15 protein-coding genes and 1 other RNA gene are annotated in these 14,186 nt (G+C 35.5%); 9 read left to right on the top strand and 7 right to left on the bottom strand.

What is annotated here, in order from left to right; genetic code table 11:
- Positions 1 to 106: 106 nt before the first annotated feature.
- From A9C19_RS07870 to A9C19_RS21975, 3 genes are all read right to left on the bottom strand, one after another.
- Positions 107 to 1,318, bottom strand: a complete 1,212-nt coding sequence (locus A9C19_RS07870; protein ID WP_072579433.1) for an MFS transporter — start codon at positions 1,316 to 1,318, stop codon at positions 107 to 109.
- 6 nt (positions 1,319 to 1,324) lie between these two features.
- Positions 1,325 to 1,747: a MarR family winged helix-turn-helix transcriptional regulator gene (locus A9C19_RS07875; RefSeq protein ID WP_072579434.1), complete on the bottom strand. Its 423-nt coding sequence runs from the start codon at positions 1,745 to 1,747 to the stop codon at positions 1,325 to 1,327.
- 301 nt (positions 1,748 to 2,048) lie between these two features.
- The gene (locus tag A9C19_RS21975; RefSeq protein WP_199445816.1) at positions 2,049 to 2,213 is read right to left on the bottom strand and encodes a hypothetical protein; all 165 of its coding nucleotides are present in this window, start codon (positions 2,211 to 2,213) and stop codon (positions 2,049 to 2,051) included.
- A gap of 324 nt (positions 2,214 to 2,537) precedes the next feature.
- On the opposite strand from A9C19_RS21975, the gene A9C19_RS07880 reads away from it, so the two are divergent.
- Positions 2,538 to 2,966 (top strand): YppG family protein, encoded by a 429-nt coding sequence (locus A9C19_RS07880; RefSeq protein ID WP_158515063.1) that lies wholly within the window; start codon positions 2,538 to 2,540, stop codon positions 2,964 to 2,966.
- Between the two features lie 178 nt (positions 2,967 to 3,144).
- Here A9C19_RS07880 and A9C19_RS07885 read toward each other — a convergent pair whose 3' ends face one another.
- From A9C19_RS07885 to A9C19_RS07900, 4 genes are all read right to left on the bottom strand, one after another.
- Positions 3,145 to 3,384: an Acb2/Tad1 domain-containing protein gene (locus A9C19_RS07885; RefSeq protein ID WP_072579436.1), complete on the bottom strand. Its 240-nt coding sequence runs from the start codon at positions 3,382 to 3,384 to the stop codon at positions 3,145 to 3,147.
- A gap of 25 nt (positions 3,385 to 3,409) precedes the next feature.
- Positions 3,410 to 3,658: a sigma-G-dependent sporulation-specific acid-soluble spore protein CsgA gene (locus tag A9C19_RS07890; protein WP_072579437.1), complete on the bottom strand. Its 249-nt coding sequence runs from the start codon at positions 3,656 to 3,658 to the stop codon at positions 3,410 to 3,412.
- A gap of 5 nt (positions 3,659 to 3,663) precedes the next feature.
- Positions 3,664 to 3,849: a hypothetical protein gene (locus A9C19_RS07895; protein ID WP_099092748.1), complete on the bottom strand. Its 186-nt coding sequence runs from the start codon at positions 3,847 to 3,849 to the stop codon at positions 3,664 to 3,666.
- A 603-nt stretch (positions 3,850 to 4,452) separates the two neighbouring features.
- Positions 4,453 to 4,932, bottom strand: a complete 480-nt coding sequence (locus A9C19_RS07900) for an Hsp20/alpha crystallin family protein (RefSeq protein ID WP_072579439.1) — start codon at positions 4,930 to 4,932, stop codon at positions 4,453 to 4,455.
- A gap of 844 nt (positions 4,933 to 5,776) precedes the next feature.
- Here A9C19_RS07900 and ltrA point away from each other — a divergent pair.
- From ltrA to rnpB, 8 genes are all read left to right on the top strand, one after another.
- Positions 5,777 to 7,570, top strand: coding sequence for a group II intron reverse transcriptase/maturase (gene ltrA / locus A9C19_RS07905; protein ID WP_199445779.1), 1,794 nt, complete (start codon positions 5,777 to 5,779; stop codon positions 7,568 to 7,570).
- 144 nt (positions 7,571 to 7,714) lie between these two features.
- Positions 7,715 to 8,215: a PTS sugar transporter subunit IIA gene (locus A9C19_RS07910; RefSeq protein ID WP_072581796.1), complete on the top strand. Its 501-nt coding sequence runs from the start codon at positions 7,715 to 7,717 to the stop codon at positions 8,213 to 8,215.
- Positions 8,216 to 8,412: 197 nt separating this feature from the next.
- Positions 8,413 to 10,704 carry a DEAD/DEAH box helicase gene (locus A9C19_RS07915; protein WP_072579440.1) on the top strand — a complete coding sequence of 764 codons (2,292 nt, stop codon included), beginning with the start codon at positions 8,413 to 8,415 and terminating at the stop codon, positions 10,702 to 10,704.
- Positions 10,688 to 11,971, top strand: a complete 1,284-nt coding sequence (locus A9C19_RS07920; protein WP_072581797.1) for a ribonuclease H-like domain-containing protein — start codon at positions 10,688 to 10,690, stop codon at positions 11,969 to 11,971. Before A9C19_RS07915 ends, A9C19_RS07920 begins: the two co-directional genes overlap by 17 nt.
- Before the next feature lie 279 nt (positions 11,972 to 12,250).
- Positions 12,251 to 12,529, top strand: coding sequence for a CotD family spore coat protein (locus A9C19_RS07925; protein WP_072579441.1), 279 nt, complete (start codon positions 12,251 to 12,253; stop codon positions 12,527 to 12,529).
- Positions 12,530 to 12,693: 164 nt separating this feature from the next.
- Positions 12,694 to 13,254, top strand: coding sequence for an SLOG family protein (locus tag A9C19_RS07930; RefSeq protein ID WP_072579442.1), 561 nt, complete (start codon positions 12,694 to 12,696; stop codon positions 13,252 to 13,254).
- Between the two features lie 125 nt (positions 13,255 to 13,379).
- Positions 13,380 to 13,679: a cell division regulator GpsB gene (gpsB, locus tag A9C19_RS07935; RefSeq protein ID WP_072579443.1), complete on the top strand. Its 300-nt coding sequence runs from the start codon at positions 13,380 to 13,382 to the stop codon at positions 13,677 to 13,679.
- A 73-nt stretch (positions 13,680 to 13,752) separates the two neighbouring features.
- Positions 13,753 to 14,145: RNase P RNA component class B (gene rnpB, locus A9C19_RS07940), an RNA gene on the top strand.
- Positions 14,146 to 14,186 lie beyond the last annotated feature (41 nt).

The raw sequence follows: 14,186 nt of genomic DNA on the forward strand, positions 1-14,186 counted from the left end.
GCTACCATAACCTTTCATGATGAAGTAATACATAAAAATAGGAGGTAGCTTCTATTTATAGCTGCCTCCTATACAATTCGGTATAAATAGAGGGTCTCATCAACAATTAGTGCGACTCGCTCCAATCTAATGACGAGGAATGTCCATTCGTTTGACCTTGAACCCATCTATACACAAATGTAACCACAATGATAAAGATAGCTGATAACAAATAGAGAGTGGAATATCCAAAGTGGCTAGCAATAATTCCTAATAGGAAGGAGCCTGCAGCTATTCCTGTGTCAAAAAAGGTGAAAAACGTCGCTGTAGCATGTCCACTTCGATGTCGATCTGTTGATTGAATTGCTAAGGTTTGTAAACATGGAACAATTGTGCCGTACCCTAAACCAATAAAAGCGCCTGAGAATAGAAACATTAAGGTAGTCTCTGTCATACTTAATAATAATAAACCGATCATAAAGAAACCGAGTGCAGGATAGATAACAATATTTGGTCCCTTTGAATCAAATAATCGACCACTAAAAGGTCTCGAGATAATCATAGTAACAGCAAATACAGCAAAGAATAAACTTGCAGCATTTAGTAAATTCAGTTCATTCGCATAAGTAGAAATGAAAGAAATAACACTTGAATAGGTAAAGGCTATTAGTGTTCCTACGATAGCAATTGGAAGGGCCTTACTATCAAATAAATCACTAAGCTTAAGATGCCCTTTATCTTTTGAATCAGGTTTACTTAAAGTAGGATTATTTGGTTTACTAATAGCGGTAATAAAAACACCTAGAGTACTTAAACTACCTAAGATAAGAAAAAGTACTAGAAAAGATGTCGTTTGTATTAGTGTTAATGCAATAAAAGGTCCAGATACAACCGCTAAGTTCATAGACATTGCAAAATATCCAAGTCCTTCTCCTCGTCTTTTAAGCGGAACGATATCAGCAGCAATGGCTCCAGTAGCTGTTGTCGCAATACTAAACCAGATACCATGAAAGAAGCGTAAAACGAGTAAAATAGTGAAATGTTGAATCCATAGGTACATAAAAGATGATAAGGTAAAGAAAATCATACTAATAACTAGAACTCTTTTTTTTCCAAAGTCCTCTAATAACTTCCCTGAAAACGGACGAATGATAATAGCTGATAAAAGAAAAATGGTGACAATTAGACCAGCATCTGCTGTAGATCCGTTAAGCTTATTAACAACATAAATTGGTAAGGAAGTAAGTAATCCGTAAAACGCTAAGAAAATGAAAAAGTTGCTGATGAAGATACTGATAAAGGCTTTCGTCCAAATAGGTTCTTTTTGTTTATACGTCAAGCTGGTTCACTCCATATCGGATTTTTCTCCTAATTTACTTAGTAGGTAATATAATTGATTCTGTTCCTCACTTGTTAAATTTGAAATCATTACCTTTTCGAATGTTTTAACATCATCTTCCACGAAGGGTAGCTGTTTATATGCTTTTTCCGTTAAAGAGACAAGTCGTTCACGTTTATCCTGACCTGATGAACGTTGAATCCAACCAAATTCTTCAAGCTTTATTAATGTTCGTGTTACAGTTGGAGCTTCGACACCAAGATAACGCCATATCTCACTTTGAGTCATTGATCCCTTAGTCATTAGGCAATAAAGGATAGACCATTGCGAGCTAAACAATTCATGTTTTTGTAATGATCCATTAAGTTCTTTTGTCATGTGTCTCGTTTTTTGATACAACAAGTGAAATAATTGGTTCGTATTATCCATATTTATCCACACCTTATTTATTTACCTAAGTAAGTATTTTTAGATATTTACCTAGGTAAATATCTACTCTGACTAGCATAACGAGTAAGTAGAAGATTGTAAAGGAAAAGACTCATATGGTGATAAATGAAGGGAAAAGAATAGGGGAATAGTGATCGAGTAATTAATAGATGTAATTGGAGAGAAATCTGCTTTTTATTAAAGAAATCTGCTTATTTGGTTCTGCGAGAAAAAAAGAAAGAGTGCTCAAAAGGTCGTTATTTAACAACCTTTTGAGTCACCCTCTGTAACATATATTTGCTTAATCCTCTACTTTAATGGAAACAGGTCTGTCCCCTTCAGAAGCAACAGGTTCAATTGCGTACCCAACTTTTTCTGTTTCTTTACCCATTACTGGTTGTGCTTGTTTTGAAAGTGTAGGCGTATGTCCTTTTTCTTTATGATTAAAGTGTTGACCTCTACCCATTCAGAATCCCTCCCTCATTATGGTTCTTTTCTAATATGAACATTTTATAGGGGAATCATGTATTCAAATAATGGATGTCGTTAAGTAGGTAACGTTTCCGGTTTTTAGCTTGTGTTCTTATAGACAGGTGACCTAACCAAATCCTTTATTCCAACCTAATAAAGTAGGGAAAACTTCTCCCTATTTGGATTATTAACAGTCAAAAGGAAGGTGTAAAAGAAAGAGCTAAAAAGAGGATAAATATGAACTAAATAGTTTTTCACAAACTAGGCGAATGATTCATATAGTATAGTAAGTAAAATGTTCGTAAGGAGGGAATTAATCTTGTACCAGCAACAATATCCTTATTTTGAAAGAAGGACTCGAAGACAACAAACTCAGTATTCACCTTATCTGTCGTATGGAAATTATCAACCTTACCTAGATCAAAGTCAAGGAGTTCAACAGAACCCATATTATTTTCAACATCCTTATCAGGAACAACAAAATCAAGTGTTTCACCATCAACCTTATGTACCCTTTAACAGTCCCACAAAAAATTATATGGCGCAACCATTTCCAACGCCTTATCCAAAGCCAACACCATATATGAAACAGCAACCGTCTGGGTTTCAAACAGTCATATCTCAATTCAAGAAATCTGATGGGCAATTAGACTTTGATAAGATGATGAATACTGCTGGGCAAATGATGAATGCGGTAAATCAAATGGGAGGATTATTTAAAGGTGTCACTTCCATGTTTAAAGTGTAAATAGGAGGCTATTGGCCTCCTATGAACTCAAATATTTTGGTTTTGTTTTAAAAAATATTCTTCGGCTAGTCTTTTTTTTACTTCTGTATAGGATAAGCCTGACTGTGCATTTAGCTTTTTAACTTCTTCTATATTTGTGTTAGAAAATTGTCTAGTACTTGTCATTTTCATGGTGTCATTATGTTCTTTCCTTATTTTCAAGTCTTTCTTTTCTCACTCGTAATGCATAGTTAGCGGTTTCTAAATTTGAAATAGCAATTGAATTTTCAGCACATGCAAATTCACCATTCTGATGTGATTTTAGTTTCTCCACTAACACGCTAATAACATCTTCCACTTGACAGCCATTAACGCCTTCATGGTCAATAGCTCCTGCTTGAAATTTAATATTTATATAATGGTTACTGTTTCGATTCATCTTTTTCCTCCATTTAACGATGAATTTAAATTAATTGTTCGTATACCTCGTTTAACTGATTACCTCTTATAAAGTCCTGCTCGTCAAACGCGTATTTTATTTCATCAGGGAGGATGTTATTTAAAAATTGTATTTCATCCTCATCTAAAATTCTTACAAATTCAACTTCGCTTGTAAAAGATTGCTCCCCTAATTTTCCTACAATTCGTTCGCAAACTGAGCTACGTTCATAATTTGATAAAGCTTCTCTTAAATATCCTAAGGTGAAATCCATGTTAATCAGTCCTTAAAGAAATTTTTAAAGTTTCTCGTTGCTTCTTTTTCCTCATTTAGATACGGATTTTCTTTTTCTACATTAGGTGTATCTAAGTTTGTTTTAATAACTAGAGTTGGTGAAGTAGTAGCTTCTGCAATAATTCGATCGTTTAAATCATTAAATTTTGGCATCTTAGAATTTGATTTCAATTTATCCACCTCCACTCATAGTGTTTGATCGTTTTAATATTTATTGCTAGTCAATTACTGGGTTTTAAAAAGGCAAAAGAATATAACTTAAAAAAGTTCAAAGACTAATCGAGATAACCTGATTCATTTATAGTCATGTTTTTACTTAGTGAAAGTGAGGTGATGGTATGATGAGCAAAAGAAATTCAAGTAATAAGGATGATAAAACATTTTCTGCAAACGATTTAAAAAAGGACAATACACCAGAGGAAAATCCAAAATACGGGAGTAAATCTCATAAAAATAGTTAACTTTGTTACCTTTGTTTATTTAAGTTGTGCGAAAATTAATAAAGGCTAAATTTACTTGTTTGAGGTAAGTTATTTCCCCCTTGCTTTTGACATGAGGCACGTATTGTCAGCATCGGGCTTATTACTGAGGGAAATAGGCATTGTTGGAGCTAGTCAAGATCAAGGGAGAAGCGTGTCAAAAGGAGACCTCACTTCGGTGACGATGGGAGGCTCCTTGACCGCTCTTGGAAGCGAATACCTGTAATTAAAATGAACAACCGAATTTATGAGGACTGAAATGAACAATGAATATTACCTTTGGTGCGAGTTGATTTTAAGCATCATGGCTTTCAATTTCTATTGTTCTTACTTTTTTCGGAATTGTTACAAGTAGAGTACCGTCTTGAAAAGTTGTTTTTATTTCATGTTCTTTAACGGGATAAGGTAGAAGAATGGTTTTAGAGACTCGATCTAACGAAGAAAAGCTTCTATAAGTTGCGTGGTTTTCATTATACTCTTGAATTTCTTCTTTATTGGTAATTTGTATTGTTAAATATTGTTCATAAAGTTCAAGTCGAATTTGATCTTTCTTTACTGGTGGTATTTTTAGTGTAATGATACAATTTTCATCCGTTTCGTAAGTATCAGCTGTAATGGGCTGATGAGGGAATGATTGATCCAAAATAGCATCGAATTCCCCGATAAACTGTTTAATTGGCTCAGAACGAAAAAATTGATCAACAATTTGAAAGAAATCTAGACTTCCCATTGTTTTACCATTATTTTGGTTTACCAAATCAGCTTTTTTCTTCATGTCATTTCCTCCTTACCTGCATTGTAAATATAAGTCAAATTATTATATGTACTAAAAGGGGGAAGTGTTATTCTTACATACATACTGTTTCAACTTGTGGATGGAGGGTAAATTAAAACATAAGTATAGTAAAGGAGTAGCGCGACAAGTTTTGTCATAAGCGCTTATGTGTGAAAAGACAAGGGATTTCTACGGAAATCCTAACTTCATAACCGAGGATAGGAATGATAAAACCACGTATTTTGAAACTATCCCATTAATATTCCTGCATGCGTCATAATTGACAGATTATGGGGTCTGGAGCTCAGGTGAAGTCGGCAGAACAAAGGCTGAAGCCATTCCGTGTGGAAAGGGTATGCCAATGGATATGCCGGATGGCTGAAAAACTAAATATGGTGAGAATTATCTTGTGGAAAAGAACAGACGAACTTCCGAATGTACGGGTCTAGAGTTACGAGCAATAGGAAACTATTGTCCCATCGTACGATGGGGTGAGTGACGTAGAGTAAAAATTGCTCCTCTGAAACACGTTATATCGAACTATGGCGATATCCAGCTCACAGGCTTACAGGAAGCACCTAAGTTTAGAATGGATAGCTAGGTTATAAGGTACTTGGAAAGTAAGGGACGTTGATTCAAGGGCTGTCACCCAAAACGGTTGCTATAAGTTTATGACGAAATGCATTTGTCCTTATGAGGGTAGGGGTACGACTGGTGAAGCCTTTGTAATGAAGGTGGAGGAACAGCCCCAAGTCTAGCGATAGTTTTAATTATTTTTCAAATGTGCATTGCACCGGTCGGGTAAGAACGTGGGAACATCACTTCATAAAGGAATGATGCCACAGTGCAAGCTCTACGATACTGGGATTATTATGATATGACTGACACCTTTACAGACTTACATCAACGGGCAAAAAATAAAGAAACGTTCCATTATCTATACGACATTATCACGTCGAGGAATAATATTTTATTAGCTTATCGAACAATTAAGTCAAATAAAGGGTCGAAGACTCCCGGTACAGATGGGAAAACCATATTAGATATCGAGAAACGAACCGAGAATGAATTAATAGAAGAAGTACAGAGACAGCTCAAGAATTATCGTCCAAAGAAAGTAAGACGGAAACTGATAGAAAAAGATAATGGCAAAATGCGACCATTAGGCATTCCATGCATCCTCGATAGAATTATTCAACAGTGTTTTAAACAAGTGCTAGAGCCAATCGCGGAAGCTCACTTTTACAACCACAGTTACGGATTTAGACCTCTACGGTCTACCCACCATGCAATGGCAAGAATACAATTTTTAGTTAATCATTCAAAACTTCATTACGTTGTAGACATTGATATTAAGGGATTCTTTGACAATATCAATCACACACTACTAATTAAACAACTATGGAGTATAGGCATTCGAGACAGACAAGTCCTCGCATGTATTGCTAAAATGTTAAAAGCCGAGATTGATGGCGAGGGTATCCCTACTAAAGGCTCTCCGCAAGGTGGGTTGTTATCGCCGCTGCTATCGAACATTGTTTTAAATGAGCTAGACCAATGGGTGGCGAATCAATGGGAACTATTCCCCCTTCATAAATCATTCAAGTCTAGGGAAGGTGAACTTCTCGCGAAAAAGCGCACTCATCTAAAAGAAGGTTATCTGGTACGTTACGCAGATGACTTCAAAATACTTTGTCGAGATTGGAAAACAGCTGAAAAATGGTATCATGCAGTAAAGCTATTCCTAAAAGAACGTCTAAAACTTGATATATCACCAGAAAAATCGAAGATTATTAATCTACGTAAGCATGCATCTGCTTTTCTTGGATTTACCATACTCGCAAATCGTAAAGGTAAAAAAAGAGTGGCTCACACTTTTGTTCGAGCCGAGAAAGTACAGAAGATAAAAGCTGAAACAAAGAAACGGATTGAAATACTTCGCTCTTCACCAACAGCTGAAAATGCTTTGCGTTTTAATAGTTTTGTCTTAGGGTTACATAATTACTTCTGCAGAGCTACACACGTTAATTTAGCGTTCTCGCGTCTTGCTTATGAAATAGGTGCAATGATGTACAATCGTCTTAAGCCTATCGGGAAATATTCACATCCAACGAATGCACCACCAACTTATAAGAAATTTTATAGTTTGGGGTTCAAGACATTTGAAATTGCTGGTATTCACCTTTTCCCACTCGCCAATGTTCAGACAAAAAACGTTATTAGCTTCACACAAAGTCGAACACCATTCACGATGGAGGGACGAGAGCAGATTATTAAAAATTTGCAAAAGAATATTAAGCATGAAATAGCTTTATTACTGGAATCGAAAATCCCGACACGGAGTGTCGAATATATGGACAACCGAATTAGTCGATACAGTATGAAAAAAGGAATCTGTGAAATCACGGGATTATTCCTCCAAGCACAAGATGTGCACTGTCATCACTATATTCCTATACATCTGGAAGGAAGTGACAAGTTTCATAACTTACGCATCCTTCACAAAGATGTACATAAACTTATCCATATGAAAGATTCAGCTAAGATAGATTTACTCAAGAAAATTCTGGGCATCACAGAACCGATGCTTAAGAAAATCAATAAATATCGGGAAAAATGTGAGTTAGAAATTATATAATCCAGAACCAAGAGTAACTTGAAACTTATAATTAATATAACTTCGTTAGATGGAACGCGGAATGCTAGGAAACTGGCACGTTCCGTGTGGAGCAGGGGAAAAGCCGGAGATAATCTCAAACGCTTACCTATTGCTAACGGTATTATGCTGAAGTCACTTTTTGGAAAAAAGGAGAAAAAAACAGAAGAAACATTGTATTCGCCTCTAACAGGAGAAGTTTTGAAGCTTGAAGATGTCCCAGATCCAGTTTTTTCTCAAAAGTTAATGGGGGAAGGTTTTGCGGTTGAACCAAGTGACGGCTCAGTTGTATCACCGATAAATGGACAAGTTATTCAAGTATTTCATACGAAACATGCAATTGGTTTACGTTCTGAAACAGGGGTAGAGATCCTTATTCATATCGGTTTAGAAACTGTAAGCTTGGATGGAGATGGGTTTGAAGTCCATGTTAAAGAAGGTCAAAAAGTGAAAGTGGGAGATTTACTGATATCTGCTCATTTATCATTAATTAGTGAGAAAGCAGAAAGTATTATTACACCTATTGTTATGACCAATTCAGATGTTATTGAAGAGGTAAGTGAAATGATTACTGGAAGTGCTACTAAAGGTACTACAAAGGTATGTACAGTTAGAGTAAAAAGATAGAAAAAAATACAGCTGTCCCACAGATTTGGGCCAGCTTTTTTTGTTAGATCAGAGCTAAAGTTAAGGTCAACAGCTAAGGTGCTGCATATTTAGCAAAGTTTTCTTAGAAATTAGATTTACTCCTTTATTTACGAACGTTTATTCGCTAAAATGAAAGAGACTACTTTTGCTAGGTAGCAGGTAAAGAGGGTGGGAAAATGGAATTTAAACAAACATTATCTACATTATTAAAAACATTACAATCTGACAGCCAATTTTCAAATCAAATTGTACATTGGCAAACAATACCATCAAGGGAAGCGGTATTTTCAGAAATTCCCCTTGATCTAGATAGTCGTCTAAAAGAAGCATTAAATCGACGTGGAATTAATCAATTATACTCACACCAAAATGAAGCCTATGAATTTGCCAAGAAAGGGCAACATTTCGTCGCTGTAACACCGACTGCCTCCGGAAAAACACTTTGCTATAACTTACCCGTCTTGCAAAAAATCTTAGAAGATGAGAACAGTAGAGCTTTGTATTTGTTTCCAACAAAAGCTCTAGCACAAGATCAAAAATCAGAAATGAACGAATTAATAAGTGAAATGGGGGTGAACATTAACTCCTATACCTATGATGGAGACACGTCACCTGCCATTCGTCAAAAAGTAAGGAAAGCTGGTCATATTGTTATTACCAACCCTGATATGTTGCATTCGGCAATCTTACCGCACCATACAAAGTGGGTCTCTTTATTTGAAAATCTTAAATATATTGTTATTGATGAGTTACATATTTATAGAGGGATTTTTGGAAGCCACGTATCAAATGTGATTAGAAGATTAAAACGTATTTGTCGATTTTACGGTAGTAATCCTCAATTTATTTGTACGTCAGCAACAATAGCTAATCCAAAAGAACTAGCTGAAACTCTGACAGGAACAAATATGAGATTGATTAATAAAAGTGGTGCACCTGTTAGTAAGAAACACTTTATTTTTTATAATCCACCAATTGTTAATAAACCTTTGAATATTAGAAGAAGTGCTACATTGGAGGTAAGAAGATTAGCAGGTCATTTTTTGAAGAATAAAATCCAGACGATTGTTTTTGCAAGAAGCAGAGTAAGGGTAGAAATTATCTTAACGTATTTACATGAATTGGTTAGAAATGAGCTTGTGAAAAAGTCGATAAGAGGTTATCGTGGTGGATACTTGCCTAAACAGAGAAGAGAGATTGAACAAGGGCTAAGAAATGGAGAAATTCTTGGAGTTGTCAGTACAAATGCGTTGGAATTAGGAGTTGATATAGGGAGTTTACAAGTGTGTATTATGACAGGTTACCCTGGTACTATTGCAAGTGCATGGCAACAAGCTGGACGAGCTGGTAGAAGAAATGGGGAAGCTGTAATCCTTATGGTAGCTAGCTCCAGTCCGTTGGATCAGTACATTATTCAAAATCCTCAATACTTTTTTGAGCAAAATCCCGAAACAGCCATCATTAATCCGGATAATTTAGTTGTATTAGTTGACCATCTAAAATGCGCTGCTTTTGAACTTCCTTTTAAACAAGGTGATACTTTCGACGGTGTAGAATTAGAAGACATTTTACAATTCCTTGCTGAAGAGAGGGTCCTTCATTTTAACGATGACACATACCATTGGATGAATGATTCCTTCCCAGCGCATAACATTAGCTTAAGATCTGCTTCGCAGGAAAATGTTATCATCATTGATCAATCAGATCGAGGAAATGTTAAAGTAATTGGTGAAATGGACCGATTTAGTGCGATGACATTGTTACACGATGAAGCAATTTATCTTCACCAAGGTGTTCAATTTCAAGTCGAGAAGCTTGATTGGGAAGAGAAAAAAGCATTCGTTAGAGAAGTAGATGTAGATTACTTTACAGACGCAAATCTCGCCGTGCAATTAAAGGTTCTCGAAGAAGATATGCTGAAAGAAAAAAATGGCAGCCAAATAGGATTTGGAGATGTAACGGTTCAAGCCATGGCTACAATTTTCAAGAAAATAAAATTCGATACACATGAAAATATTGGCTCTGGTCCTATCTATCTTCCGGAAGAGGAACTTCATACAACTTCATCTTGGGTTAGCCTTGGGGAAGAAATAGTATCGAAATATACGGAAAAAAGAATGGAAGAGGCATTAGTAGGTGCAGCACATGTACTACAACATGTTTCTCCCTTAAAGGTCATGTGTGATCCTTCTGATTTACACGTTATTTCACAGGTTAAAGCCATTCACAACAACAAGCCAACAATTTTCATGTATGACCGATACCCAGGTGGAGTTGGACTATCAAAAAGACTGTACGAAAATATGCATGAGGTTATTGAAGAATCGATATCCTTATTAACAAATTGCCCATGTCACACAGGTTGTCCATCGTGTATTGGGGCAGAAGCATTTTCAGAATCGGTAAAGCAGGATACGTATCATTTATTGCAACATTTAAAGGACGAGGTATATGTCATTAATCAATAAACTTAATCGAATGAAAAAGAACATTATAAGAGAAGAGCAGCAAATTGAAGGTCGTTCTCCTACTGAGTCAGCTGAAAACTCGATTTGGGCAGAACACGGAATGACTGTTTTCACATATGAAAATCAATCTTGTTTAATAAAAGAGGTCGAATATCCGTTAGATTACAAACATGGTCATTATAGCCTAGGTGAATTTCATAAAGTAGTTCGTTTATGGAATCAGAGTCATTCTACACATCCACTTTCTTCGAAGGGACATGAATCTCATGAGTTGTTCTTTTTCGATACGGAAACAACTGGACTCGGTGGAGGAGTAGGGAACACAATCTTTCTATTAGGTCAAGCACAAGTACTGGAAGATAAAGTAGTCGTAAGACAATATCTTTTACCACAACCAGGAAATGAAGTAGCCTTATATTCTAGTTTTTTGGAGAAGGTAAACAGTAAAACGTTAGTAACATATAATGGTAAAGCCTTTGATTGGCCACAAGTGAAAACGAGGCACACTTTAATAAAAGAAAGAGTACCCAAGCTTCCTCCTTTTGGGCATTTTGACTTGTTTCATGCAGCAAGAAGGTTATGGAAAAATGACTTAGACTCTGTTAGATTAGCAAATGTTGAATCTGAAATTTTAGGTATTAAAAGGGAAGATGATGTACCTGGATTTTTAGCTCCAATGATTTATTTTCAGTTTGTTAAACAACAAAGGCCTGAGATCATCTTAGGAGTGTTAAAGCATAATGAGATTGATGTTCTGTCTTTAATAACTTTATATACCCATTTATCCCTAAAGTTACTAAATACTAACCTAGAGGCAACTGAAAATGAACACTATGAGATTGCAAGGTGGTTAGATTATGTAGGTGACGATGAAACAGCAATTGATGCATATGAAGCATTACTTAATAAAGGTAAACAGAACGAGGATAAAACATACTTAGCTTTAGGTGCTAAATATAAAAAACGAAAAGATTATCATAAAGCAACTGTGGCTTGGGAAAAAGTAGCAAAGTTTAATATTCCACAAACATCATCTATTGCTGCGATTGAGCTTGCAAAATATTATGAGCACAAAGAAAAAAATGTTGAAAAAGCAATACACTTTACTCAATTAGTGCTTAATTATATTAGAGAAAACAGAGATATCCCATTTAATAAAGAAGATATCGAGAGAAGAATGGACAGATTAGAAAAAAAGAGTAATAGAAATATTGCCCGGGCAAGCGCAGGAACTGAGGAATTTCGTCAAAAACAAGCAAAATCTTAAGAAAATATGAATATTTCTATTTCTGATTGTAGACTTTTGAAGAACATTGTAAAATAGATATTTGTACAGACCATTTAAAAGGGAGTAGAGAATTGTGTACAAAGGGATTTTATATTTGTTTTTCTTTGTAGTGGTTTTAACAGTCTTTATTTTTACAAATTTCAAAGAAAGCTTTTATGCTTTTCTATAAAAATTAGGTTTTTGCATTAGTACATGTTAGTACCTTTCATCATAGGCTAAGAGTGTAAGCTAGATAAATGATTGAAAGGAGAATGCAAGATGCATTGTAAACCAAAAGTAATGGCGCCAATTGTTCACCCTACAAAATGTTGTGTTCAAAATAACTATTCGGAAACGATCGTACCACATATTCACCCACAACACACGACAACAGTAAATCATGATTTTTATAAACACCAACATTATTTCCCGCAAACACAATCTGTTGAGAATGAAGTAACTCATCAGCATTTTAATGTGTATGGTCCAACTCCAGGGTTTGGCCAAGGAGCACCAGGACCTCGTCCAGGATTCGGGCCAGGACCATTTTTCGGGTAACAAAATTAGGAGGAAAGGGCTGTTAAAGCAGCTCCTTTCCTTTTTTAAGATTATATAGTACCTTATTAAGATAATATTTACTAAAGCTTGGCTAAAAGCCAGGCTTTTCTAATAATTTGTGAATAAGTACAAAAACTGCTCGTATAATGATAAGGTGATTGGACATGAAGGTATTAACGGTTTCTGGATACAAATCATTTGAATTAGGTATTTTTAAGAATGACGATCAGGCAGTAACCTTTATAAAAAAAGCAATTGAAAAAATTCTTAAGAATTATTTAGAGAATGGTTTAGAATGGGTTATTATCAGTGGACAAATGGGTGTCGAACTATGGACTGCTGAAGTGGTGTTTGATTTACAACATGACTACACGAATTTAAAGTTAGCCATTTTAACACCGTTTTTAAACCAAGAGAGTAAGTGGAATGAGACGAATAAGGAATTTTATGAGTTTATCGTTTCCCAAGCTGATTATGTCGATAGTATTACTAAGAGAGAATATGATAGTCCAGTGCAATTTCGTCAAAAAAATGAATTTTTAATAACGAAAAGTGATGGATTATTATTGGTTTATGATGAAGAAAAACAAGGGTCACCTAAATTTCTGTTAGATAGTGCAAAAAGAAAGCAGGAAAATGCCGATTTTCTAATTGAACTTATTACCTTTCAGGATCTACAAGATGTTGTTGAAGAAGAGAACATGAAGAACAGTGAGTCTTGGTGAGTGTTTTATCCTATTATTTAGCTTATTTAGGAAAGAAATTAACACATTTTAAAAGAGAAATTGACTTTTTGTCATATTTCTGAAAAAATAAAGAATGATGAATTCGCTATAATGAGGTGAACAGTATGCTTTCGGATAAAGTAAAATTAACTGCGAAAGAAATATTGGAAAAAGAATTTAAATCAGGTGTAAGAGGATATAAACAAGAAGAAGTAGATAAATATTTGGATCTCATCATAAAAGATTATGAAACGTTTCATCAGGAGATTGAAGACCTACAACAGGAAAATATGCGTTTAAAAAAACAGCTAGATGATACATACAAGAAACAAACGCCTGTTCAAACGAATACAACGAACTTTGATATTTTAAAACGACTTTCAAATTTAGAAAAGCATGTCTTTGGAAGTAAATTATACGACTGATCTCAGTACCTTTTATTTCCACTTGTAATATTGTTAAGGATTGGGTATACTTAGTTTTGTCGTTTTGTTAATAACGTTCAGGTAATCGCTGCAGTCTATAGGACTGTAGAGGAAAGTCCATGCTCGCACGGTGCTGAGATGCCCGTAGTGTTTGTGCCTAGCGAAATCATAAGCTAGGGCAGCCAGGTTTTTCTTGGCTGACGGCAGGGAAAAAGCCTAAGTCCTTAGGATATGGCTTGACTACCTTGAAAGTGCCACAGTGACGGAGTCTTGCGAGAAATCGTAAGAGTGGAACGAGGTAAACCCCATGAGCGAGAAACCCAAATTATGGTAGGGGCACCTTCTTGGAGGAATTGAACGAAGAGAAGGACAAAAGGGTATTCCTTTTTGTAGATAGATGATTACCACCTGAGTACGAGGCCCATAGCCGCTTGGAGTACGATGGAACAAAACATGGCTTATCGAACGTTATTATCAGTGACCAAACAAAGAATAGTAACGAGGAGC

The organism is Bacillus weihaiensis (assembly GCF_001889165.1).
GTDB lineage: Bacteria > Bacillota > Bacilli > Bacillales > Bacillaceae > Metabacillus > Metabacillus weihaiensis.

What these genes read in the sequence shown, in the direction of transcription:
- A9C19_RS07875 (WP_072579434.1), bottom strand. Translation starts at nt 1,747, where the DNA reads ATGGATAATACGAACCAATTATTTCACTTGTTGTATCAAAAAACGAGA.
- A9C19_RS21975 (WP_199445816.1), bottom strand. Translation starts at nt 2,213, where the DNA reads ATGGGTAGAGGTCAACACTTTAATCATAAAGAAAAAGGACATACGCCT.
- A9C19_RS07885 (WP_072579436.1), bottom strand. Translation starts at nt 3,384, where the DNA reads ATGAATCGAAACAGTAACCATTATATAAATATTAAATTTCAAGCAGGA.
- A9C19_RS07890 (WP_072579437.1), bottom strand. Translation starts at nt 3,658, where the DNA reads ATGGATTTCACCTTAGGATATTTAAGAGAAGCTTTATCAAATTATGAA.
- A9C19_RS07900 (WP_072579439.1), bottom strand. Translation starts at nt 4,932, where the DNA reads ATGAAGAAAAAAGCTGATTTGGTAAACCAAAATAATGGTAAAACAATG.
- A9C19_RS07910 (WP_072581796.1), top strand. Translation starts at nt 7,715, where the DNA reads ATGCTGAAGTCACTTTTTGGAAAAAAGGAGAAAAAAACAGAAGAAACA.
- A9C19_RS07915 (WP_072579440.1), top strand. Translation starts at nt 8,413, where the DNA reads ATGGAATTTAAACAAACATTATCTACATTATTAAAAACATTACAATCT.
- A9C19_RS07920 (WP_072581797.1), top strand. Translation starts at nt 10,688, where the DNA reads ATGTCATTAATCAATAAACTTAATCGAATGAAAAAGAACATTATAAGA.
- A9C19_RS07925 (WP_072579441.1), top strand. Translation starts at nt 12,251, where the DNA reads ATGCATTGTAAACCAAAAGTAATGGCGCCAATTGTTCACCCTACAAAA.
- A9C19_RS07930 (WP_072579442.1), top strand. Translation starts at nt 12,694, where the DNA reads ATGAAGGTATTAACGGTTTCTGGATACAAATCATTTGAATTAGGTATT.
- gpsB (WP_072579443.1), top strand. Translation starts at nt 13,380, where the DNA reads ATGCTTTCGGATAAAGTAAAATTAACTGCGAAAGAAATATTGGAAAAA.